Origin of the sequence: Acinetobacter radioresistens DSM 6976 = NBRC 102413 = CIP 103788 (genome assembly GCF_006757745.1) — a bacterium.
GTDB classification, from domain to species: domain Bacteria; phylum Pseudomonadota; class Gammaproteobacteria; order Pseudomonadales; family Moraxellaceae; genus Acinetobacter; species Acinetobacter radioresistens.
This window is the reverse complement of the sequence record NZ_AP019740.1, coordinates 1,303,833-1,324,952: the sequence shown is the minus strand read 5'-3', so window position 1 is coordinate 1,324,952 and position 21,120 is coordinate 1,303,833. Positions and strand designations below refer to the sequence as shown.

General features: G+C 38.3%; 26 protein-coding genes and 1 tRNA gene. 12 read left to right on the top strand and 15 right to left on the bottom strand.

The features are described 5' to 3' along the window. Positions 1-18: 18 nt before the first annotated feature. The 3 genes from ACRAD_RS06160 to ACRAD_RS06150 all read right to left on the bottom strand — a co-directional run bounded on the left by ACRAD_RS06160 (position 19) and on the right by ACRAD_RS06150 (position 2,430). Positions 19-942: an alpha/beta hydrolase gene (locus ACRAD_RS06160; protein ID WP_005025722.1), complete on the bottom strand. Its 924-nt coding sequence runs from the start codon at positions 940-942 to the stop codon at positions 19-21. A 152-nt stretch (positions 943-1,094) separates the two neighbouring features. Next, positions 1,095-1,571, bottom strand: coding sequence for a BLUF domain-containing protein (locus tag ACRAD_RS06155; RefSeq protein ID WP_005025720.1), 477 nt, complete (start codon positions 1,569-1,571; stop codon positions 1,095-1,097). 262 nt (positions 1,572-1,833) lie between these two features. Beyond that, entirely contained in the window at positions 1,834-2,430 is a 597-nt protein-coding gene (locus ACRAD_RS06150) for a phosphatase PAP2 family protein (RefSeq protein WP_005025717.1), read from the bottom strand. A gap of 235 nt (positions 2,431-2,665) precedes the next feature. Here ACRAD_RS06150 and ACRAD_RS06145 point away from each other — a divergent pair, with 235 nt between their 5' ends. After that, positions 2,666-3,346 (top strand): DUF421 domain-containing protein, encoded by a 681-nt coding sequence (locus ACRAD_RS06145; RefSeq protein ID WP_005025716.1) that lies wholly within the window; start codon positions 2,666-2,668, stop codon positions 3,344-3,346. 75 nt (positions 3,347-3,421) lie between these two features. On the opposite strand, the gene ACRAD_RS06140 is transcribed toward ACRAD_RS06145, so the two are convergent. The 6 genes from ACRAD_RS06140 to ACRAD_RS06115 all read right to left on the bottom strand — a co-directional run bounded on the left by ACRAD_RS06140 (position 3,422) and on the right by ACRAD_RS06115 (position 5,814). Next, positions 3,422-3,631 carry a cold-shock protein gene (locus tag ACRAD_RS06140; RefSeq protein ID WP_005014527.1) on the bottom strand — a complete coding sequence of 70 codons (210 nt, stop codon included), beginning with the start codon at positions 3,629-3,631 and terminating at the stop codon, positions 3,422-3,424. 249 nt (positions 3,632-3,880) lie between these two features. Then, positions 3,881-3,957 (bottom strand) — tRNA-Met (locus ACRAD_RS06135). 86 nt (positions 3,958-4,043) lie between these two features. After that, on the bottom strand, positions 4,044-4,238 hold the full coding sequence (locus ACRAD_RS06130) for a hypothetical protein (RefSeq protein ID WP_005025714.1): 195 nt from the start codon (positions 4,236-4,238) through the stop codon (positions 4,044-4,046). A 98-nt stretch (positions 4,239-4,336) separates the two neighbouring features. Further along, positions 4,337-4,888 carry a M23 family metallopeptidase gene (locus ACRAD_RS06125; RefSeq protein WP_005014531.1) on the bottom strand — a complete coding sequence of 184 codons (552 nt, stop codon included), beginning with the start codon at positions 4,886-4,888 and terminating at the stop codon, positions 4,337-4,339. A gap of 14 nt (positions 4,889-4,902) precedes the next feature. After that, entirely contained in the window at positions 4,903-5,346 is a 444-nt protein-coding gene (locus ACRAD_RS06120; RefSeq protein ID WP_005025711.1) for a hypothetical protein, read from the bottom strand. A gap of 234 nt (positions 5,347-5,580) precedes the next feature. Then, a complete protein-coding gene (locus ACRAD_RS06115; RefSeq protein ID WP_005014533.1) occupies positions 5,581-5,814 on the bottom strand; it encodes a hypothetical protein in 234 nt (77 codons plus the stop codon). Between the two features lie 264 nt (positions 5,815-6,078). Here ACRAD_RS06115 and ACRAD_RS06110 point away from each other — a divergent pair, with 264 nt between their 5' ends. After that, positions 6,079-6,558 carry a CinA family protein gene (locus ACRAD_RS06110; protein ID WP_005025709.1) on the top strand — a complete coding sequence of 160 codons (480 nt, stop codon included), beginning with the start codon at positions 6,079-6,081 and terminating at the stop codon, positions 6,556-6,558. Positions 6,559-6,592: 34 nt separating this feature from the next. Here the strand turns inward: ACRAD_RS06110 and aroC are convergent, their stop codons facing one another. From aroC to ACRAD_RS06095, 3 genes are all read right to left on the bottom strand, one after another. Continuing rightward, complete coding sequence (aroC, locus tag ACRAD_RS06105; RefSeq protein WP_005025706.1) at positions 6,593-7,684, bottom strand: chorismate synthase; 1,092 nt, start codon at positions 7,682-7,684, stop codon at positions 6,593-6,595. Positions 7,685-7,696: 12 nt separating this feature from the next. After that, a complete protein-coding gene (gene prmB / locus ACRAD_RS06100; RefSeq protein ID WP_005025705.1) occupies positions 7,697-8,707 on the bottom strand; it encodes a 50S ribosomal protein L3 N(5)-glutamine methyltransferase in 1,011 nt (336 codons plus the stop codon). 129 nt (positions 8,708-8,836) lie between these two features. Beyond that, positions 8,837-9,211, bottom strand: coding sequence for a hypothetical protein (locus ACRAD_RS06095; RefSeq protein ID WP_016801264.1), 375 nt, complete (start codon positions 9,209-9,211; stop codon positions 8,837-8,839). A 187-nt stretch (positions 9,212-9,398) separates the two neighbouring features. Here ACRAD_RS06095 and ACRAD_RS06090 point away from each other — a divergent pair, with 187 nt between their 5' ends. The 5 genes from ACRAD_RS06090 to ACRAD_RS06070 all read left to right on the top strand — a co-directional run bounded on the left by ACRAD_RS06090 (position 9,399) and on the right by ACRAD_RS06070 (position 14,621). Beyond that, positions 9,399-9,701: a hypothetical protein gene (locus tag ACRAD_RS06090; RefSeq protein ID WP_005025703.1), complete on the top strand. Its 303-nt coding sequence runs from the start codon at positions 9,399-9,401 to the stop codon at positions 9,699-9,701. 217 nt (positions 9,702-9,918) lie between these two features. Continuing rightward, positions 9,919-11,292 (top strand): ABC1 kinase family protein, encoded by a 1,374-nt coding sequence (locus tag ACRAD_RS06085; protein WP_005025702.1) that lies wholly within the window; start codon positions 9,919-9,921, stop codon positions 11,290-11,292. A gap of 222 nt (positions 11,293-11,514) precedes the next feature. Next, positions 11,515-12,807, top strand: a complete 1,293-nt coding sequence (locus tag ACRAD_RS06080) for an acyl-CoA dehydrogenase family protein (protein WP_005025701.1) — start codon at positions 11,515-11,517, stop codon at positions 12,805-12,807. 31 nt (positions 12,808-12,838) lie between these two features. Then, on the top strand, positions 12,839-14,038 hold the full coding sequence (locus ACRAD_RS06075) for an acyl-CoA dehydrogenase family protein (RefSeq protein ID WP_005025699.1): 1,200 nt from the start codon (positions 12,839-12,841) through the stop codon (positions 14,036-14,038). Between the two features lie 91 nt (positions 14,039-14,129). Continuing rightward, on the top strand, positions 14,130-14,621 hold the full coding sequence (locus tag ACRAD_RS06070; RefSeq protein ID WP_005025698.1) for a GNAT family N-acetyltransferase: 492 nt from the start codon (positions 14,130-14,132) through the stop codon (positions 14,619-14,621). Positions 14,622-14,676: 55 nt separating this feature from the next. Here ACRAD_RS06070 and ACRAD_RS06065 read toward each other — a convergent pair whose 3' ends face one another. The 3 genes from ACRAD_RS06065 to ACRAD_RS06055 form a co-directional block, all read right to left on the bottom strand. Further along, entirely contained in the window at positions 14,677-16,548 is a 1,872-nt protein-coding gene (locus ACRAD_RS06065) for a SurA N-terminal domain-containing protein (RefSeq protein WP_005025697.1), read from the bottom strand. Between the two features lie 128 nt (positions 16,549-16,676). Beyond that, complete coding sequence (locus ACRAD_RS06060) at positions 16,677-16,949, bottom strand: HU family DNA-binding protein (protein ID WP_005014561.1); 273 nt, start codon at positions 16,947-16,949, stop codon at positions 16,677-16,679. Between the two features lie 157 nt (positions 16,950-17,106). Next, positions 17,107-17,583, bottom strand: coding sequence for a phasin family protein (locus ACRAD_RS06055; RefSeq protein WP_005014562.1), 477 nt, complete (start codon positions 17,581-17,583; stop codon positions 17,107-17,109). Between the two features lie 202 nt (positions 17,584-17,785). Here ACRAD_RS06055 and ACRAD_RS06050 point away from each other — a divergent pair, with 202 nt between their 5' ends. The 5 genes from ACRAD_RS06050 to iscA all read left to right on the top strand — a co-directional run bounded on the left by ACRAD_RS06050 (position 17,786) and on the right by iscA (position 21,044). Further along, positions 17,786-18,430 carry a hypothetical protein gene (locus ACRAD_RS06050; protein WP_005025696.1) on the top strand — a complete coding sequence of 215 codons (645 nt, stop codon included), beginning with the start codon at positions 17,786-17,788 and terminating at the stop codon, positions 18,428-18,430. Between the two features lie 111 nt (positions 18,431-18,541). Continuing rightward, entirely contained in the window at positions 18,542-19,015 is a 474-nt protein-coding gene (locus ACRAD_RS06045) for an Rrf2 family transcriptional regulator (protein ID WP_005014565.1), read from the top strand. 1 nt (position 19,016) lies between these two features. Further along, positions 19,017-20,234 carry an IscS subfamily cysteine desulfurase gene (locus ACRAD_RS06040; protein ID WP_005014567.1) on the top strand — a complete coding sequence of 406 codons (1,218 nt, stop codon included), beginning with the start codon at positions 19,017-19,019 and terminating at the stop codon, positions 20,232-20,234. Positions 20,235-20,302: 68 nt separating this feature from the next. Further along, entirely contained in the window at positions 20,303-20,689 is a 387-nt protein-coding gene (gene iscU / locus ACRAD_RS06035; protein ID WP_005014568.1) for a Fe-S cluster assembly scaffold IscU, read from the top strand. Positions 20,690-20,723: 34 nt separating this feature from the next. Beyond that, positions 20,724-21,044, top strand: a complete 321-nt coding sequence (gene iscA / locus ACRAD_RS06030; RefSeq protein ID WP_005014569.1) for an iron-sulfur cluster assembly protein IscA — start codon at positions 20,724-20,726, stop codon at positions 21,042-21,044. Positions 21,045-21,120: the final 76 nt, after the last annotated feature.

Sequence of the window (21,120 nt, the reverse complement as noted above, 5' to 3'; positions counted from 1 at the left end):
TTGATTAAGCCATATAAATTAAAAAAGCTTATTCAGTAATATATCCTTTAATGATGCCCCAAATACCTCACCGTGGCTTAATTCCGGATAAATTATTAATTTGGCACTTACTCCTTGACTATGTACATAGGAAAGTAGCTCACGATTATTCATAATCATATCTTTGTTAAAATTTGGACTAACTTTTTGATTTTTTTGAGGAGTAATATCTCCTTCCATAATAAGTATAAGCTGTTTAGACTCAGCAAAAGGTTCTTTTGTACTCCTTAATTTTTTCATTATACGTTGATCCGCCCATGATAACGAAGGACTTGCCGCAAAGTAATGACTGAAATACTGTCCAGCTACTAAACTGTCCAATACAAATAATCCGCCGTATGAATGTCCCCAGAGTATTTTTCTTTTAGGGTCTAATTTGACCTGCTGTTCTGCCCACGGTGCTATTTCTTGTATAATAATTTTTCGAAATGCCTTACTTCCACCACTCAATCGTTCAGGGTTTCGAGGGTCAGCTGCCAGCTCACCTGTTTCATCTGCAGGTGTATAGTCTAGGGAACGCGCCTTAGAGTCAAAAGGCAGATTAGTCTCATAACCAATCGCAACTAAAACTGGTGCATCCTGTCCGGCCATACTTTGAAGTAGATGTTCATTCAGGCGGGACATTACGGAATTACCATCCAGCATAAAAATAGCAGTACTTCCAGTTGATAGATTCTTTTTTTGCTTAGGAATCCCTAACCAAACCTTGTAAATTCGCTTTTGATCTTTAGAGATGAATTTTTTAATTTGAAAGTTATAAACTTGTGAACCTGTATCTGCAATGTTTTTACCTAAGGGTTTGAGATCAGGTTTAGCATGAACAGTTATTGCAACCGTACTAGCCGTGCCTAAAACAAGAAATATTTCTAAGATTTTTTTGCCCAAAAAAAAGATTTTAGCCATATTTGATAAAAAGCGGATTAAAAATTATTATCCACCCTACTTTAATTAATAATCATTATCAATAAAAACCATTAAATATTTTGTGCATTAAACCTTTATAAAATTAAACTATTAGGTTGAGAATAGATATATTCTCTCTAAGAAGGGCTAAGTTATAGAAATCGGTTCACTCCACGATATTTAAGTCCTTGTCTTGTTCGCTTAGGCAATTCCGACTCTACAGAATCAATTAATACCTCTAACAAGGAAGTAATATCCTCTTGTAAAAGCTCTAAAGGCTGAAACTTTTTTTTACCACGCTTATGAAAGAAGCGTTCTATACAAGTATTTTTTTCAACATATTTCATAGACCAACTTTTAAAATTAATCTCATCTATAATAACAGTTCTATATAACTTAATTTTATGATGCCGCTTATCATCTTGTATTTTTACAAAAAGAGCCTCTACTTGAGATTTTTCTCCCTCAAGACACTGAAAGAAAAAACCATTAGCATAATAAAGAACCCCAAAGATCTGCTGTTCCTGATTAAACAGTTTTGATTTAGTTAAAATATTACTTAAATCCTCCAAAAGATCACTATTTAAGCGTTCTATTCTTTCACTTGCATAGCAAAGTTGAATAAGCATTCTATTTCCTCTACCACAATTAGTCAGATATAAACTTGATATTAAAAAATTAATCTCCCATAACCTTCCGTAGTATTTTATTAATTTAATTAAAATATAATAAAACTATATTATGTCTTGATTTATATATTATCATACTACTTTAATATCATATTAAAAATTAAATATATAAGTTATATATTTATCAAAAATTCATTCTATTTCACTAGATTCAGAACATTAAATTTCTATATAATTTAATCTTAAGATAATAAAAATTAATCTATCGTATATAGCCCTTATCTATTATTTTCTTAAATAAAAAATAATATATTTTTAATATAAATTGCATTAATATATTACTATAGTTTTTCCATAAGGTTAAACCTAGTATATTGATTGCCAAGGCAATAAAAAATGCTCCTAACATATCCAAAGGAAAATGTACTCCAAGATATATTCTAGACCAAGCAACCAGCCAAGCTAATCCAATCAGTCCTAGACCAATAATACGTTGTTTAGAGAAAAAGTATGAAAAGGCAATTGTACTAAAAATGAGCATATGATCGCTTGGAAATGAGCCATTAGGCACATGAAAGATAATTGTTCTTCCCACTTCCATTACAAAGGGGCGCGGATGATAAAAAAGCTGAGAAATAATCTGGCTGATTGCAATGGCAATACTGGTGAAAATAAAAGCTTTAAATATTTGTTTTTTATTAGCAAAATTTCCTTTAAACCATAAAACCAGAAATATTACTAGCATAATATAGAGCAAGTCATTAGCAATAAAGATGGCCACATTAATACTCAAATCAGTTGCATTCTCAGACGCATTAATTAATTTGAATAAATTTAAGTTAAAGGTTTCCAAAGACATAAGCTGGGCATATATAAAATTATTACGGTCATGATACTGACATATTTAATAAATAAAGAAAGGAGCACTAACTAGATTTATGTATAAAAATTTAAACCTCATCAGCTTGCAAGATTTAAACTAATCTAACCAAATGTGTCTCAAAACCATACATTCTCGTGCTCTAATTTAGTTATTGTTCAATTAACTCATTATTTATTAAGATTTTTTATCATATAGGTAGGCAAAAATTAAAATGGATTTTGCAGATATCTTTATACGAGATACGTCTTGGAAATTTATTTTAGAAATCATCATTCGCTGCGTAGTGATGTATCTAATTATTATTATATTCCTGCGGTTATCAGGCAAACGTGGCATACGGCAACTCTCAATCTTTGAAGTTGCAATAATCTTGTGTTTGGGTTCGGCAGCTGGTGATCCGATGTTTATGGAGGAACTGCCGATTATACAAACGTTTACAGTAGTCGTTACTATTCTACTGCTATATCGGATTACGACTTGGAGTATGGTAAAAAATAAAAAAATAGAAGCATTGCTAGAAGGCTTACCCCTTTGTGTAGTAGAAGATGGCAAACTAGTTTTTAAGGATTTGGAAAAAGAGACTTTCTCTCATGATGAATTTTTTGCCGAAATGCGCCAGCAGAATGTAGAACATTTAGGTCAGATCAGAACTGCCCTATTAGAATCAGATGGAGCATTAAGCTTACTTTTCTTTGAGAAGAAGGATATAAAATGGGGACTTCCAATTTTTCCAAAGGCTTATCAAAAAGCTACACTTCTTAAAGAAAATACTTTTTACTCTTGCATGAAATGCGGAGAAACCAGAATGTTGACCAAGATAGATCAGAGTTGTCCACGTTGTCACCATAGTGACTGGGCGGAATCTTTAAGAACGAGTCGCACGTCAGTTTAATATTTTAAAGTAAAGTTGGTTGTATAAAAAAACCCATCAAAAGATGGGTTTTTATTATTTAAGGCAGACGAGCTATTACACTAAAGTAATGTTGCTTGCTTGAGGGCCTTTTTTACCGTCAACTACAGTAAATTGCACTTGCTGGCCTTCATATAAAGTTTTGAAACCCTGGTTAGTGATTTCGCTATAGTGAGCAAATACATCTGGACCTGATTCTTGTTGAATAAAGCCAAAACCTTTAGTCTCGTTGAACCACTTCACTGTACCTTTTACGACATTAGACATAATATAATCCTGAATTTTTAAATAAATAGAGTCTTTAACTCTTAGGATAACTTGAAAATAATATATGAGACTAAAATCTGATAAAGACGAAGGATTTAATAAAAAACTGCGAGCTGAGAGATTATTGAAACAAAACTATATTTCTAGTTATGCGGCAATTATACAGGTTTCCTTTAGATTAGCAACCCATATTTTAAAAATAAAAAAACCCAATCATAGAAGACTGGGCTATAAACCTTAAATTTTTATTGGTAGCGGGAGCTGGATTTGAACCAACGACCTTCGGGTTATGAGCCCGACGAGCTACCAGACTGCTCCATCCCGCATCAATGAGTTAGCTTTATACGCCTTAAATTGGTATAGGTCAATTTATATTTTAATTATTATAAAATATCGTAGGTTTATTTGACTTTTATACTTTTTTCCACACCTTTTCTTCTTGACTCGCTGCAAGTGTAAAAGTAAAGCCATCGTCTGTACTGACTAGATAAATATCAGAAGTACGATAGACTACTTTCAGGACAGTGCCCAGCTCTAACAGTATAGGCTCGCACCCTTCCTTTTCAAGTTTTAAAGAATCCACAAGCTGAACTAATCCACTTTCCATTTTATCATCTCTTTTCAATGAAAAATCACTTAATAAGTGTATCTATAGACACCATTTTAAGCGAATTAATTTTAAATTTCTCTGTTTGACTTCATTTTTCAGTTTGGTTCTAAATAAGGATAAGGGTTAATTGCTCCCTGCCCATTTATATAAATTCCATAATGTAAATGTGGCGGTGTTCCGCGCGCATTCCCTGTATTTCCCACATAGCCAATCACTTCACCTGCTTCGATCCAATCCCCCGCAGTGATATTTTCAGCATAATTCTCTAAATGGGCATAATAATGATGAGTTAAATCAGGACCAGTTACCCAGACTACCTGTCCACCAAGATTGTTAGTACCCACCTGCCTAACTATACCTTCAGTTGTACTAAGCACAGGTGTCCCCCGTTTAGCGAATATATCGATTCCTTCATGTTTTCTACCTTCACTTCGAGCAGCTCCCCAAGTATCTTGCAGTTGTTTCCTTGTTACCCCTTCTACAGGCACAGGAAGTTGGCCAGATAACTTTTTGTTCATGAGCTGACTATAAAGAAAAGGATAACGAAAACCAGCGGACTCTCCAGAGGCAGGTGGCTGGCATCCGGAAATCAGCCCTAAACTAGCGATTAATATAAGTATACTTAAACAGGGTATATATTTTCTCATATATCTACAAAAAGTTAGTTTGTACAAGCTTTTTTTGGATGAAAATCAATATGATTCAAGATATATTTCCTTATTTTTTTATCTGTATTTAAGAGTTCTATTAAAGCTTTTTTAAACTCAATAGGCGCCTGCTCAGTGTCAAGATCAGGAATAATCGCTTGCTGTCCTCCTACGCCATCAAAACAAAAAATATTAAGCTTAGAGAGTATTCTATGATCATATTCCAAGTCTGCTTCAAAAGTGTAAATAATCTTTAGCTTGAAGCCTGTTTTTTCAAAATGACAATAACATTCTCTTACTCCATGAGGTACCAGACTCATATCAATAATGGCTTTATCACCGATATGAATACCTAAATAGATATTTTCATATTTAAAAAATTTATTGGTTTTTTTTACGCCTATCCATCCAGTACGTTCCGGATCGATCAGCAGATCAAGTATTTCTTTAAATTTCATGATATTCCCTATAAGCAGAGAAGGGATATATATTTTTGATGTTTTTATATCAACTAAGTACTCTTGTTTGGTCTACTAATCTTTAATATGAGTATAATTTGTTCTTTTCATGTTTCAGTTACTACAAATTTAAAGATTGCAGCGATGAAAATTTATATTTACCTTCTTAAAACTATTAATAATTTTTTCAGTAATAGAAGTTAAAAGGCAACATTACTGTTGCCTTATACAATTTCAATTTAATGCAATTACTTTAACAATAATAACTTGTGATTCTTCAAAATCATCAAAAATTTGTTTACGGCTGAGCTCTTTAGACTTTACACAAAAGTCATGATTCTGATAGTTAATAATTTTTGGAATCTGGTCAAAATACTGGCTCCCCACATCTAGTTCTTCTTCAAATAACGGCGTGCCTAATTGATACTCCTTACTTTTTAACACAATGTACTTTACTATTGTTTTCATAAAAGGCCTGTCTTCTTTACACACTTTATTTTTAGTTTTAACAGGTTTTCTTCCTTTAAGAAATGCATCTTTAGTAGTTAGTGCCTGTTAAAGCAACAACTAAGCTATAAAACCCAACAGAATCCTTTAAAGGTCATTAAAAAGACTTTATGATTCAAGTTCTACGACCTAAATTACTCAATTAAAGCCAGTTTCCTTTAATGTGGAATCAGGTGGTTTTTCAGATATAGTAATTAAGAATAAATAAGAACTAGAGCTATAAGCATGGTCATAATTCAAAAATGTTGCGCATTACTTGAAACACAGGCATTAAAAATCGCATTTATTGAAAGTGCCAGCTCTGGCTATCTGGCCAGTCAGTTTTCTATTTTTAAAAATAGCGGCGCAGATATCCTGTTAGGAGGATTAGTCAGTTATGACCCAAGTATCAAGATTGAAGTTTTAAAAGTTGATTCTATGCTTATTGAACAATACACAGCTGAATCGGCAGAAGTTACAGCTGCCATGGCAATCCAAGGTCATAAATTATTTAAAGGCGCCAATATAATTATTGCTTGTACAGGACTTCTAAAACCAGGCGGTAGTGCTTCATCTGAAAAACCGGTGGGTACATTTTTTATTGCAATTTCTGATCACAATCATCTTTATGAGTTTAAATACTTTCTGGAAGGTACGCCAACAGCAAAATTGAACCAACTTACCCAGCTGGTTGCTCAAGAGATCATACAAATCATTCAACGATAAAAAAGCCCCGTAATTGGGGCTCTTTATTTAAAGTTTATGGGGCAATTGGTTTAAAGGGAGGGATCACATCTGCATTTTGTGCACGATGTCTGAGATAGTGATCCATTAGCACAATAGCTAGCATTGCTTCTGCAATTGGTGTTGCACGTACGCCCACACATGGGTCATGGCGACCCTTGGTCAGCACATCGGTATCTTCACGGTTCAGATTGATCGTTTTACCTGGCGTCGTAATACTGGCGGTAGGTTTTAGTGCGATTGCTACCCGGATATGCTGGCCGCTAGAAATCCCGCCTAAAATTCCGCCTGCATGGTTTGCCAGAAATCCTTCTGTAGTCAGTTCATCACGAGTCTCGTGCCCAAACTGTCCAGCTACGGCAAAACCATCACCAATTTCAACACCTTTTACAGCATTAATACTCATCATGGCATGGGCAATATCTGCATCTAAACGGTCAAATACTGGTTCCCCCCAGCCTACCGGAACGTTCTCAGCAATAATTTCCAATTTCGCCCCACAACTGGTTCCCTGTTCACGTAAAGAGGTTACCAGCGCCTCGAAACGTGGAACTGCTTCTATGTCACCACAAAAAAACGGATTATTAGCAACTTCATTCCAGTCCAGTTTTTCAGCTTTTTCATGCCCAATCTGGGTTACATGGCCACGGATCACAATACCAAATTTTTCTGCCAAGTATTTTTTGGCAATTGCACCGGCAGCCACACGCATTGCTGTTTCGCGTGCGCTAGAACGCCCACCGCCCCGATAATCTCGAAAACCATACTTATGAGTATAAGTATAATCGGCATGACCAGGACGAAAAGTTTGAGCAATGTTGCCATAGTCTTTAGACTTCTGGTCAGTGTTACGGATCAGCAAACCAATCGATGTACCTGTTGTTTTACCCTCAAAGACGCCCGAAACAATTTCAACCTGATCAGGCTCTTTACGTTGGGTGGCAAACTTTGAAGTTCCTGGCTTACGGCGGTCGAGATCTTTTTGCAAATCTGCTTCACATAGCTCAATACCTGGAGGCACACCATCTATAATTGCCATGAGGCCAACTCCATGGGACTCACCACAGGTGGTTACACGAAAGAGTTGCCCAATACTATTACCCGCCATGCTTCATCTTCCTTATACTTCAACAGATTCTTGAAACAGTTGCTGATAGCGACGGCACTGCTCGGCAGTCAGTGCAAAAATACCTGAGCCGCCTTTTTTAAACTCGAGCCAGTGGAAATCTACCGTATTAAAATTCTGCTTCATTGCCCATTCTGAGTTCCCCACTTCAATCACAATCAGACCATCTTCAGTCAGATAATCTGCAGCCTGAGACAGCATCTTACGGACCAGGTCCAAGCCGTCCTGACCGGCAGCCAAGGCAAGCTCAGGTTCATGCAGAAACTCTTCAGGCAGATCAGCCATGTCCTCAGCATCAACATATGGCGGATTAGAAACAATCAGGTCATATTGATTTTCTGCTGGAATTTTTGAGAAAAGGTCAGATTCCATCAAGGCAACCTGATATTGCATATTATGGTGCTCAGTGTTAATGGCAGCCACTTCAAGTGCTTCTTTGGAAATATCGGTTGCATCAACCTCTGCTTCAGGGAACGCATAAGCCAGTGCGATGGCAATGCAACCAGAACCTGTGCACATATCTAAAATACGCCGCGGCGTTTGCGGATCTGAATTTACTGGAAGATTATTATGAGCTTCCCGTAACTGGCCGTGTTCATCAAGACAATATGGAGCAAAGCGGTTCTCAATCAATTCTGCAATCGGTGAACGTGGAATTAAGACCCGTTCATCAACATAAAAAGGTTTATTAAAAAAATAAGCCAGATTTAACAAGTATGAAGTAGGAATACGCTCATTAACACGACGCGCCAACAGATTTAAAAACTCTTCTTTTTCACTCGGTAAAAGTTTTGCATCCAGGATTTCAGGATTGGCTGCCCATTCTAGAGAGAGTGTTTGTAATACCAATGCTGAACTTTCTGCAAAATAATCCTCAGTCCCCTGTCCCAGATGTGCATCATATTGACGCAGGGCAGAGACACCAAAACGAATGAAATCACGAATTGTTGTTAAATTTTCAGCAGCTTCCTGTAAATGTTCAGGGCTAATGGTCGATCGCTCCACTCAGGGCTCTCCAAGTTCAACTTTTCAAAAATGGCCTTATGATACCGTTTTTTGCGGGCTTTTATAATGCTTGTCTCAGTAAAAGCGGTATTTTTGGGAGGCTATTTTTATCTGTTATAGAAGTATAGCTTAAGGAATATATCTGGTCCCATAGTAGTTAGCCTGCTCAATCACCTGCGCCAATATACAACGTGATTGTTGTAGACGACCAAACTGATTATCCATAGCTGTATAACATTGGCTTTGAACACGGCGCTCCCAAAGCTCATATTGCTGGATCACATTTGCCTGGTGCTGACCACTTACCTTGTAATAGTCACGATAACTTTTCTTTAATCGTTTTTTATGTTGCTTTAACTCCTGATCGACGCACTTCTGCAATACTTCAGTTTGTCCATACGCATGGTTTATACAGCGCGTATAAGTTTCAGAGTAACCTTGCTGAGCAATGGCAGCTGCCTGAGCTGAAATCAAGATAAGTCCTGACCCTAATATTAATCGCATCTTTGTTCCCCAAACTAAATACCAGTTGCAACGCTTAGTTTTGATTTTTCATAAAATTCTTTAAGTTCGATATAAAAATTTAAAAATATATCGGGAAATTCTGCTTTTGCAATTTATCACTCTCCATATTGAATCTTAAAGAACTGTCCTCATATTTTATTATACGTTCTTCTGTTATATTTCTACCATGAGTTACAAGCATAATAATTTACTGGCTATGCGTCAGTCCTACTGGAATGACGAGCAGTCGGTCAAAGTCCAACATGAAAAACTGTTCTTTCAGCAAGTTTTGGCTGAATATCATGTATTTACAGAGCCCAATTTAGAAGATGCACGTTATTTTTTCTTTACTTTACCCAGTATAATCATTGTAAAAGGTTATGCTTTAGGGTTTATGCATGAGAGTGTAAAAGCTTTGATCATACAGCATTTGATACGTAATAAAACTTTACTGAACCAGCGCCATCCCCTAAAAGTTCAATATCGATAATTGCTCTACTTTTGAAATAGAGTGCCAGATTTACTTTTTCATTGAATATCATTATATAAGTATATGCTTAGGCTATTTAGTGACTTAAGTATGTTTTGTTCCGCTATTAGCATTTTTTAACTCTCCGTTCCTTAAGTCCAACTGTTTTAATACGCGGATAACGGTTAATATTGGTTAAAATTGCTCATCAGGCCGACTCCTAAAGGATTTTACTTTCATGACACATCAAAACGATAAGCTTAAGAATTTAAAAACTTCCTCTATGGACCGACGCTTATCGATTGCGAAAGCCTCATTACTTGCTGGTACCCGCTGGGCAACAGCTAATGCCGGCTCCTTCTTTGCCAGTGATGAAGAAAAAGAAAAGAAACGTAAAAAAGCCATGACAGATCAGGCGAACTATCTGGTTTCTGAAATTGGCAAGCTAAAGGGATCAATTGTTAAAATTGGCCAAATGATGGCACTTTATGGTGAACACTTTTTGCCTGAAGAGATTACACAGGCTTTAAATACCTTAAATAACCAGACTGTTGCTTTAGCTTGGCCTGCTATTAAAGCCCATCTTCAAGACCAATTAGGCTCTAAATTGGATCAGCTTACGATTGACCATGAGCCTATAGGTACAGCCTCATTAGCTCAGGTGCATCGGGCAATAAGAAAATCTGATGGTCAAGAGCTGGTATTAAAAATTCAGTATCCCGGAGTGGCTGACGCGATTGACTCGGATATGAGCCTTTTTAAAAACATGCTTAAACTGACCCGGATGGTACCGCAAACCCGTGAATTTGATCAGTGGTTTGATGAAGTCCGGGACATGATGCATCGCGAAGTAAATTACAGTATAGAAGCGGCTACCACTCAGCGCTTTGCTGAGCGGCTTAAAGATGATCCACGTTATATTGTTCCTCAAATTGTAGATGAGTTTTGTGCTCCCCAAGTCCTTTGCATGACATTTGAACGTGGTGTACCCATTAACAGCCCAGTTATGCTGTCATTACCCCAAGAGCGTCGTAACAGACTGGGTGAAGCTTCGCTAGAAATTGCAGTACGTGAAATTTTTGAATGGGGCGAGATGCAGACTGATCCAAATTTTGGAAACTATCTGGTCCGTCTCGGCAATGGCGCAGATATTGCAGACAAGATTATTTTACTCGATTTTGGGGCAATTCGGCAGTTTGATGAGCACCTGCTAAGTGTAGCGCGCAATCTGATCCAGGCAGGTTATAACCATGACTCGACAGCTATGGTAGAGGCGATGACAGGTTATGAGTTTTTTGACTCTATTCCACAAAGTATCAAACCTGATATGGCAAAAGTTTTTCTGCTGGCTACAGAAGCCTTCAGCAGTACAGAAAATAATCCTGACTTACCACCAGATGTTATGGATGAGCAGGAACGTTATGACTGGAAGAAAAGCCAGCTTCATGCACGCGTAATGCAACAGGCATCAAGATCAATGGCATCACGCTATTTTAGCGTACCGCCAAAAGAGTTTATGTTTATCAGCCGTAAATTTATCGGGGCCTATACCTTTATGACTGTGATTAATGCTAAAACCAATGTGCGCAAAATGATTCGTGACCACCTTTAAATACAGCCGGCCGGATGACTTCATGTCAATCCGGTCAATTCTTTGCTTTTTTCACCATAAAATCTATAAAAATAAATAATAAATTTCAAATATTTAATTTTTAAATACTATAATCATTATACTCTAATAGAGCCAATCAACTTCTGTCATATCTGACATGGTGTTTTATCATAAGCTATGTCAGCATATCCCGCATAACGATAAAAAACTGCTGGAAAATATATGACAAAAATGATGAATAAAGCACAAGGGCTAGGCCTATCACTGATTACCCGAATTGCAGGTAGTGAAGTAATTGATCAGTTTAACTTGAGAAAGCTCATTGAAAAGTCACTTTACCAAGGCTCTAAAGCTGGTTTTAAAAGTTTAAGCCAATCACAAAAGTTTTTTAAAAGTCAGTCACTAAAAAAACAGCGCTTATCACCTCAAGGAAAAAACCTGTTTGATTTAAACTTGAGTGAAGAACAACAGATGCTCGTTGAAAGTATGCACCAATTTGCACAGGAGATACTTTACCCTCTGGCAGCCCGCGCTGATCATAATGAGACTTTTCCTCAAGAAATCTGGCAACACGCGAAAGACCTAGGACTTAATGAATATGCTTTGCCTGAAGCACTTGGAGGAGTAGCAGACCATTTAAATATTGTTAGCAATATTCTGATTACAGAACAGCTTGGTCGAGGAGATTTCAGTCTGGCTGCTGGGCTACTTTCTGGTTTTAGTGCAATTAATGCCTTGAGTCGCTGGGGTTCTGAACAGGTTCAGGCTAAATACCTGACCGCTTTTAACCACCTCAATGATCTTAAGGCTACTTTTGCAACTCAAGAAAACTCTTCGGCGTTTAACCCTTTTCAGCTAGATACTCAGGCTGTTTTTAAAGATCAGCAGTTTTATATTACTGGAGAAAAAACCTTGGTCCTCTTAGGTGAAACCGCTGATCTGCTCCTTGTGAGTGCTGACTATAATGGACAAGCTGATGTATTCGTAGCAATACGCGATAGTACGGTAAGTTATAAAAAATGTCCTGCCATGGGACTTAAAGCCTGTGAAACTGTCACATTAAAGTTTAATCAAACTCCTGCTGAGCGGCTGGGAGATGAAGACTTTGACTATAGCGCTTTTCTAGATTTAGGCCAGCTGATGTGGTGCGCACTGGCTATCGGCACTTGTGAGGCTGTAAAAAATTACTGTGTTCGTTATGCAAATGAGCGTATGGCATTTGGTGAGCCTATTTCGCATCGTCAGAGTATCGCTTTTATAATTGCAGATATGGCCATTGAGATTGAGGCAATGCGCATGATGCTCTGGAATGCCGCCAGCCTTGCAGAAGCAGGAGAACCCTTTCACCGGGAGGCTTATCTGGCAAAGCTTTTATGTGCAGAAAAATCCATGAAAATTGGTACTGATGGTGTACAGATTTTAGGAGGCCACGGTTTTACCAAGGAATATCCGGTAGAGCGCTGGTATCGGGACTTGCGAGCCACAGCGATTTTGTATTCTGGCTTACACGCTTAAATCAGCCCATTATTATAAAAAAGGTTAAAAAATGAATTTGCAGAATCCAAAAAAGTATAAGCTGATGGTACAGCAAGCTCGAGAGGTTGCTTTACATGTATTACGTCCTATTTCTCGTAAGTATGACAAAGCTGAACACAGCTACCCTAAAGAACTGGATATGATTGCCTCTCTCATCGATGGAATGAATGAAGGGGGCGAAGGACTGAATGCAGGTGCAGCAGTCGGAAAACGTGGCGCCGACATACAGGGTAATAAAAATGGTGTAAATATGTCCACAGCTCTGGGCATTATGGAAATGTGTTACGGCGATACAGGACTATTGCTCAGTATGCCTCGTCAGGGTTTGGGAAATTCTGCCATCGCAGCAGTGGCCAATGACTCACAGTTAGAACGCTTTAAAGGGATGTGGGCTGCAATGGCAATTACCGAACCGGACTGTGGTTCTGACTCTGCAGCAATCCGAACTACAGCAATTAAAGACGGAACAGATTATATACTGAACGGTGAAAAAATCTTTGTAACATCAGGCCAGCGTGCTGATTCAATTGTAGTTTGGGCTACGCTTGACCCTAAGCTCGGCCGTGCAGCAATCAAATCTTTTGTGGTACCGAAAGGTACAGCGGGTATGAAAGTAGAACGACTAGAGCATAAATTAGGAATAAAAGCTTCAGATACAGCGGCTTTCAGTTTTATTAATTGCCGTGTACCAGCTGAAAACTTACTTGGAAATCCGGATATTGATATAGCGAAAGGTTTTGCTGGAGTGATGGAAACTTTTGACAATACACGTCCGCTGGTGGCTGCTATGGCAGTAGGTTGTGCCCGGGCTTCTCTGGAACGTATCAAGGAAATTTTTAAAGAACAGCTTGACCAGAACTATGCTACACCTTATTTACAAACTTCATATCTCGCTGCACAGATTTATAGAATGGAGGCGGAGTGGGAAGCAGCACGTTTACTCACATTAAAAGCTGCCTGGATGGCAGACAACAAGAAACCGAATTCAAAAGAAGCATCAATTGCCAAAGCTAAAGCAGGTCGAATTGGTAATGAAATTACACTAAAATGTGTAGAGCTTGCAGGTAGCGTAGGTTATGGGGAAGACGAACTGTTAGAAAAATGGGCACGTGACTCAAAGATTCTGGATATTTTTGAAGGTACTCAGCAGATTCAACAGCTGATTATTGCCCGGCGCGAGTTAGGAAAAACTTCCAGCGAACTTAAATAGCAAAGATCCGCTTATAGAGAGACAGACTTACAACTAACTGATTTTTTGTTATAACAGTCTGTCTTCTTTTTAAGTTCTGACTAATTCCAATATGTTTAATTTAAGACTTATTCAATCTAAAGATAATCCATCTATTGCCCAAATTATCCGTACTGTCTCTCAGGAATTCGGCCTTGCCAGTGATGCAGGTTTTGCAGTCTCCGATCCCATCTTGGATGATCTATATCAGATTTATCAAGAACCCAACAGTCGCTATTGGATAGTAGAGAGCACACAGGGAAAAATAGTAGGAGGTGGCGGTATTGCACCGCTACAGGGAGATATTTCAATTCTGGAAATCCAGAAAATGTATTTTCTTCCTGAAACTCGAGGATACGGTTTGGCCAAACAGCTTTTACAACAATGTTTTGAATTTGCACAACAGCAAAACTTCCAGAAAATATATCTGGAAACAACTGCCACCTTATATCAAGCTGTCAAACTTTATGAACGACTAGGATTCGAACGTCTTGATCAGCCTTTAGGTAATACAGGACATAGTAATGCTTGTGAAATATGGATGGCGAAAAAACTGGCTTATTAATATAAAAAGCTGATCAATAAAAAAAAGCACCGAAGTGCTTTTTTTATTTTAAAGGCTATTTAATTTTAGCTTTAGATTTTAGATATTGGGTGTAATCTTCCAGCTCCTGCTGCCCACGTAACTGCTGATAGAGCTTACTTAGCTCCTGAAGCTGTTCCGGTGTTAAAGCATTAGAAGTGGTTTTATTAACATTTGCCACAGCAACCAATACCAGCTCATTAGGCAAGGCTGCTGTAGTTACAGACCACATACCTGCTTTTGGGGCTGCTACACTAAAAGCAGCACGTTCGACTTCGCGCTTTAAGCCTTGAGAACGGGTAAATGTACCAGCGCTCTGGAAAGCTACTTTATGTTTAGCTAAAACCTGTTGAGCTGGTTGAGTTTTAAATTCATCCAGCATAGTTTTAAGCTTCGCGGCAGCTAAACCAGCAGCCTTTTCGTCAATTATTTTAGTTTTAATTGCAGGAGTAGCTTGAGCTAGCGACTGAACTCCTTCAGGCTGATAGTCACGTACTTTAACCCAAACTGCTTCCCCTGTAGCAAGTTGCAGATTGCTAGTTACATTACGATCGCCATTTTTAACATCTTCATTAAAAATACGGGTTTTCACACTTGGGTCATTTAATACTGGATGACGAGTATTTAAACCAACATTTTTAACTGTTTCTATACGTGTACCTTTGATTTCTTGAGGCACCACATCAAGTGAATCGCTACTAACAACCATTTCATTTAAACTGTTTACCGTATCAGTAAACAGGTTTGCAACTTTAGACTTTTGAATTTCAGCAGCGAGATGGCTCTTTTCAGTTTCAAACGAAGGAATATTCTGCGCAAGTGTTTGTGCCTGAATAATATGATAACCATATTGGGTCTTTACGGGTTGAGATATCTGATTTGCTTTTAAACCCAGAACAGCTTTATCAAAAGCTTCAGAATAAACTCCTGTCTGGTAACTTTCAATCAGACCACCTTTCGTTTTAGAGTCCGTATCATCTGAATATTGTGCAGCTGCCTGTGCGAAATTCATCCCTCCTTGAATCTTTGCATAAACCTCGTTAGCGAGTTTCTGCGCTTGGGTTTCGTTTCGGGTATCAGAAGTTGCAATAAGAATATGCTTAACTTCACGCTGTGCATTCTTATTTTGAGCTTCGACAAAATTTGCATAAGCCTGCTGCAATTCAGCACCCGTAACAGGTGCTGCTTTAGCATTTACCTGTTCGGGTGACAAGACAATATAATCCACATCTACATGGGCGGTCTGCTTAAAACTGTTTTTATGCTTCTGATAATAGTTAGCAATGTCATGCTGGCTAACTTGAATATTCTTTTTATATTCATCTAGCGGAATGCTGGACAGGAATAATGTACGTTGCTCAGTCTGCAAGTTAGCAATCTGATTCATGTCAACTTTGCTGACCAGCGTATAATCTACAAATGTACTATTTAACATTTTTAAAGCATGGTCTTGTCGCAAGTTTGCAATCAGGCCCTGACTGGTTAGCCCGACAGAACGCAAGTAGTTTTCATATAATGTCTGAGAAAATTGTCCATTTTGCTGGAAGCTTGGCTGTTGGGCCAGCATCTGTTCAATTTGTGCATCACTTAAAGAAATACCCAGTTTTTCAGCCTGCTGTAAAATCAGATTCTGTGCAATCAGATGATCCAGTGCCGTTTGCTGAATAAAAGGCTGATTCAGCAAGGTCTCATCGCCATTTACAAAGTTTAAATATTGTTCTTTATAAGATTTAGTCAGTGACTCTAGTTCTTTTTTGGAGATCTCTTGCCCGTTTACTGTAGCAGCGACATTTTCTTTATTACCCCCGCTAAAATATCCTTCAATACCTACAAATGCTAAAGGGGTCAAAAACAAAATTAGCAGGACGATACCAAGCCAACCCTTTATGACTTTACGAAAAGATTCCATAAGTATTCCAATATTTTATTTCGAAGGGATTTTAACTGAAAAACACAAGTGAATGAATGTATAAAGCCAGGCTTTTCTTCATTTTAATAAAAAACGCGCCTTCTGGCGCGTTCTTGAGCCACAAAAGATTAAGCTACAGAATCTTTTAAGCCTTTACCTGCTTTAAAGCTAGGCACTTTGCTTGCTTTAATTTGTAATTCTTCACCAGTTTTAGGATTACGGCCAGTACGAGCCGCGCGTTCTTTCACGCCAAAAGTACCGAAACCCACTAGAGTTACAGTATCACCCTGTTTAAGCGCTTCTGTAATTGAAGCAATAGTCGCATCCAATGCCTTACCAGCATCAGTTTTAGACAATCCCCCTTTTTCTGCAATCGCATCAATTAATTCTGATTTATTCATGAAGATAACGTCCTCTTGATATCGTTTGTTTAAGAACCAAGGCTGTAGTTTAAAAGGCCATGACGCCTTTATAGCAATGCTTTAGGGGAAAACGCAATACTGAAAAATAAGATTTCGCAAAAATTAATGCTAAAAAAATGTTGAAAAATTAGGAAAGTTAAGATTCAGACTGCTTTTTCAACTCTTGTTCTTTCAATATCTGGTTTTCTTTTACTAAAACGTCAACCTTATGATGTAATTGTAATATTAACTGTTCCAGATGTTGAATATCTTTAGTAGTAGCCAGTCCGATCCTGCTTAATGAATTCTGAATACTGTGATCTATAGATTTTTCTACGCCATCCTTGATTTCATGAACCGGATTTCGAGAGGGTTCAGTTATTTTACTACCAGCTTCAGCAGAATCTGATGTCTTAGATTCCAGCTCTTCTCCAACCTTGACCAGTGAGTCAAATAATTTATTTCCTTCTTCTTCAGCACGAGAAAATGCACCCAAGCCAGCCAGCCAAATCTGTTTAGTATATTTTCTGAAATCCAGAGCAGACTTTCGGCCGCTTCTTGTACTGTTCTTGGTTCCAGGAATTTTTCTATTTAATGTTGTTTCTTCAACCAGATCCGTTTTGGTATTATCCATTTAAACAATCTCCTGAATATTTTATAAACATTATACTGCATTTAGCTACAAAAATAGCCCTATAATAACAACGCCCGGGCTTGATCGTTTGATTAAACTGTTCTACAAAGCACATTAAATCAGTAAATTATTAAGAGTATGCAGCAGTCTCAGTTCGGGTTAGAGACGGGACGCTCTATTAAATACTAAAGGATGAAGATATATGAGCGAGTCGCAACAAAGAACAAATCATCATTTGTTGCTCACCATTGTGATGATCGTACTGGAAACGGTTTTTTCTTTTGTGTTGAAGCATGATCGGGTCGTTCGCGTACACGCCAAAAAATTTGTTGAAAAGCAAATCGTACTTAAAATTAATAGTTATCTACCCTATTTTGATTTTTATGTACAGTTTAGTCCTCATGGTCTGCTTTTTGACAGCCGTGCTCCTGTAAAGCCAGTTGATTTAGAGATTAACTCTACCCTGCTAGATTTATTACGCATCATTATTTTCGGTAATCGTCGTAGTATTAAAGCCATGCGTATTGCAGGAGATCCTTTATTACGTGACGAGTTTCGTGATCTTATTTTACACTTTAGTGTACCAAAACTATTTGCTGACTGGCGTCAGTGGTTAAAAGAAGCCCCTCAAGAAGATGAAGTCATTGCGTCAAGAAAACGTATTGCCCCTCTACTTGAAAAAATTGACCAGCAGCGAGTACAAATTAACTCACTTTTGGTGGAAGTAAAATTGCATAAAAGCCGTATTCGACGTATTGAGCAAAAAAACAAATATTTAAAGCTATCTTTATTGGTTATAAGCCTGCTTTTTATTACTTTATTGATATATACTTTATGGCCAAAATAAAAATATTTTTACTTAGGTTTTAAAACATTACAATTAACCGTAAAAAAACTTGACTATTTTAGTCGGGATTCTTAAAATCTATATATCTAGTCTCAACATGTGTATCGAGTCATGCGCTTAACCACTCGCGGTCGCTACGCAGTGACTGCTCTACTTGATTTAGCTTTGCAGCCAACTGAACAAACGATCACGCTAGCAGAAATTGCTGCCCGCCAAACTATTTCAGTCGCTTACCTTGAGCAGTTATTTGCTAAATTGAAGCGTCATGGTTTAGTTTCCAGTGTTCGCGGTGCTAATGGCGGTTATCACCTTGCACGAACTGCAGATGAAATTACTGTGTTAGAAATTATTGAAGCTGTAAATGAAACTGTTGATGCAACACGCTGCGACCATAAAGGTAACTGTCAAAATGGTGCAATGTGCTTGACTCACGATTTATGGCAAGAACTCTCCCATCACATTGCCGATTATCTTGCGAAAATCACTCTGGCTGATCTTGTAGCCCGTGACAACGTACAGACCGTTGCTATTCGCCAAAACGCACCAGGTTTTGATTCAGCTCTTTTATCGGTTACAGGTATTTGACATGAAACGTCCAATTTATCTTGATTATGCAGCAACTACGCCAGTTGACCCACAGGTTGCTGAACGTATGATGGAATGCTTAACCTTTGATGGTACTTTTGGTAATGCAGCTTCTCGCTCACATGCATATGGCTGGCAGGCAGAAGAAAAAGTTGAATACGCTCGCGAGCAGGTGGCCAACCTGGTTAAAGCTGATCCACGTGAAATTGTCTGGACTTCGGGTGCAACAGAATCTGACAACCTTGCGCTCAAAGGTGTAGCTCAGTTCTATGCTTCCAAAGGCAAACACATTATTACCAGCAAAATTGAACATAAAGCTGTACTTGATACCTGCCGTGAGCTGGAAGAGCAAGGTTTTGAAGTTACTTATCTGGAACCACAGCCACAAACAGGTTTAATTACGCCTGAAATGGTTCAGGCAGCTCTTCGTCCGGATACTATTCTTGTATCTTTAATGATGGTTAACAACGAAATCGGCACCATTACTGATGTTGCTGCTATTGGTGAATTGACCCGTGCCAATAAAACCTTCTTCCATGTAGATGCTGCACAGGCAGCCGGTAAGGTTGAAATTGATCTTTCTACCATGAAAATTGATTTGATGAGTTTCTCAGCTCATAAAATCTATGGTCCTAAAGGTATGGGCGCACTTTATGTACGCCGCACTCCACGTGTACGTCTAAAGGCTCAGATGCATGGTGGTGGTCATGAGCGTGGCATGCGTTCTGGTACTCTGCCAACACATCAAATTGTTGGTATGGGCGAAGCATTCGAACTGGCAGGTAAAAACCTCCAGGCTGAACAGCAACGTCTGCGTGTATTGCGTGACAAGCTCTGGAATGGCCTGCAAGATCTTGAACAGGTTTTCTTAAATGGTCACCCGACTCAGAACGTTGCCAACTATTTAAATGTCAGCTTTAATTTCGTTGAGGGTGAATCCTTAATGATGGCACTTAAAGATGCTGCAGTTTCAAGTGGTTCGGCCTGTACTTCTGCAACCCTCGAACCATCATATGTACTGCGTGCACTAGGTTTGTCAGACGAACTTGCACATAGCTCTATCCGCTTCAGTTTCGGCAAATATACAACTGAAGAAGATATTGATCACGTATTGGAAATTACCAAAGCTGCTGTTGAGAAATTACGTGAACTTTCTCCGCTTTGGGATATGTATAAAGAAGGTATCGACCTTTCTTCAGTTGAATGGGCTGAACACTGATTTATTGAAATAAGTGTTTTTACCCTCATATTAATATTAAGGCTGACCCCGAGGTTTGGAGAAGCATCATGGCTTATAGCGAAAAAGTAATTGATCATTACGAAAATCCCCGTAATGTGGGCGTGTTAGATAAAAACGCAGAAAATGTAGGTACTGGCATGGTGGGTGCACCAGCATGTGGTGACGTTATGCGTCTTCAGATTCAAGTGAACGATAGCGGTGTAATTGAAGAAGCACGTTTTAAAACTTATGGTTGTGGTTCTGCTATTGCTTCAAGCTCCCTAGTTACCGAATGGTTAAAAGGCAAGACTCTTGATCAGGCGCAAGCGATCAAGAATATTGATATTGCGACTGAACTCGCATTACCGCCGGTTAAAGTTCACTGCTCTGTATTGGCAGAAGATGCGATTAAAGCAGCTATTGAAGATTATCGTAGCAAGAAATCTCAAGCCTGATTAGACGTATCCTAGATAAATTAATGGAGTTTTCATGATCCACTTAACTGAAACTGCTGCAACTCATATTCGAAATTACCTGCAGAACCGTGGTAAGGGTGAAGGCATTCGTATTGGTGTGAAAACTTCTGGTTGTTCCGGTTTGGCTTATGTTCTTGAATTTGTTGATGATATTAATGAACATGATCAAGTTTTTGACCAGGCCGGTGTAAAAGTCTTCGTAGATCCTAAAAGTCTGGTTTACCTGAATGGTTTAGAAATGGACTATGTAAAAAATGGCTTAAATGAAGGCTTTGAGTTCAACAACCCGAACCAGAAAGGTGAATGTGGTTGTGGTGAATCTTTCACAGTCTAAATTACCTTTCTCATGTATCGAAGTTAAAACAGTGCTTCTAGCACTGTTTTAACTGTATTTACTAGCCTGGAAATCA

Coding starts and splice junctions, on each gene's coding strand:
- ACRAD_RS06160 (WP_005025722.1), bottom strand. CDS start 942: ATGGCTAAAATCTTTTTTTTGGGCAAAAAAATCTTAGAAATATTTCTT.
- ACRAD_RS06155 (WP_005025720.1), bottom strand. CDS start 1,571: ATGCTTATTCAACTTTGCTATGCAAGTGAAAGAATAGAACGCTTAAAT.
- ACRAD_RS06150 (WP_005025717.1), bottom strand. CDS start 2,430: ATGTCTTTGGAAACCTTTAACTTAAATTTATTCAAATTAATTAATGCG.
- ACRAD_RS06145 (WP_005025716.1), top strand. CDS start 2,666: ATGGATTTTGCAGATATCTTTATACGAGATACGTCTTGGAAATTTATT.
- ACRAD_RS06140 (WP_005014527.1), bottom strand. CDS start 3,631: ATGTCTAATGTCGTAAAAGGTACAGTGAAGTGGTTCAACGAGACTAAA.
- ACRAD_RS06130 (WP_005025714.1), bottom strand. CDS start 4,238: ATGGAAAGTGGATTAGTTCAGCTTGTGGATTCTTTAAAACTTGAAAAG.
- ACRAD_RS06125 (WP_005014531.1), bottom strand. CDS start 4,888: ATGAGAAAATATATACCCTGTTTAAGTATACTTATATTAATCGCTAGT.
- ACRAD_RS06120 (WP_005025711.1), bottom strand. CDS start 5,346: ATGAAATTTAAAGAAATACTTGATCTGCTGATCGATCCGGAACGTACT.
- ACRAD_RS06115 (WP_005014533.1), bottom strand. CDS start 5,814: ATGAAAACAATAGTAAAGTACATTGTGTTAAAAAGTAAGGAGTATCAA.
- ACRAD_RS06110 (WP_005025709.1), top strand. CDS start 6,079: ATGGTCATAATTCAAAAATGTTGCGCATTACTTGAAACACAGGCATTA.
- aroC (WP_005025706.1), bottom strand. CDS start 7,684: ATGGCGGGTAATAGTATTGGGCAACTCTTTCGTGTAACCACCTGTGGT.
- ACRAD_RS06095 (WP_016801264.1), bottom strand. CDS start 9,211: ATGCGATTAATATTAGGGTCAGGACTTATCTTGATTTCAGCTCAGGCA.
- ACRAD_RS06090 (WP_005025703.1), top strand. CDS start 9,399: ATGAGTTACAAGCATAATAATTTACTGGCTATGCGTCAGTCCTACTGG.
- ACRAD_RS06085 (WP_005025702.1), top strand. CDS start 9,919: ATGACACATCAAAACGATAAGCTTAAGAATTTAAAAACTTCCTCTATG.
- ACRAD_RS06080 (WP_005025701.1), top strand. CDS start 11,515: ATGACAAAAATGATGAATAAAGCACAAGGGCTAGGCCTATCACTGATT.
- ACRAD_RS06075 (WP_005025699.1), top strand. CDS start 12,839: ATGAATTTGCAGAATCCAAAAAAGTATAAGCTGATGGTACAGCAAGCT.
- ACRAD_RS06070 (WP_005025698.1), top strand. CDS start 14,130: ATGTTTAATTTAAGACTTATTCAATCTAAAGATAATCCATCTATTGCC.
- ACRAD_RS06065 (WP_005025697.1), bottom strand. CDS start 16,548: ATGGAATCTTTTCGTAAAGTCATAAAGGGTTGGCTTGGTATCGTCCTG.
- ACRAD_RS06060 (WP_005014561.1), bottom strand. CDS start 16,949: ATGAATAAATCAGAATTAATTGATGCGATTGCAGAAAAAGGGGGATTG.
- ACRAD_RS06055 (WP_005014562.1), bottom strand. CDS start 17,583: ATGGATAATACCAAAACGGATCTGGTTGAAGAAACAACATTAAATAGA.
- ACRAD_RS06050 (WP_005025696.1), top strand. CDS start 17,786: ATGAGCGAGTCGCAACAAAGAACAAATCATCATTTGTTGCTCACCATT.
- ACRAD_RS06045 (WP_005014565.1), top strand. CDS start 18,542: ATGCGCTTAACCACTCGCGGTCGCTACGCAGTGACTGCTCTACTTGAT.
- ACRAD_RS06040 (WP_005014567.1), top strand. CDS start 19,017: ATGAAACGTCCAATTTATCTTGATTATGCAGCAACTACGCCAGTTGAC.
- iscU (WP_005014568.1), top strand. CDS start 20,303: ATGGCTTATAGCGAAAAAGTAATTGATCATTACGAAAATCCCCGTAAT.
- iscA (WP_005014569.1), top strand. CDS start 20,724: ATGATCCACTTAACTGAAACTGCTGCAACTCATATTCGAAATTACCTG.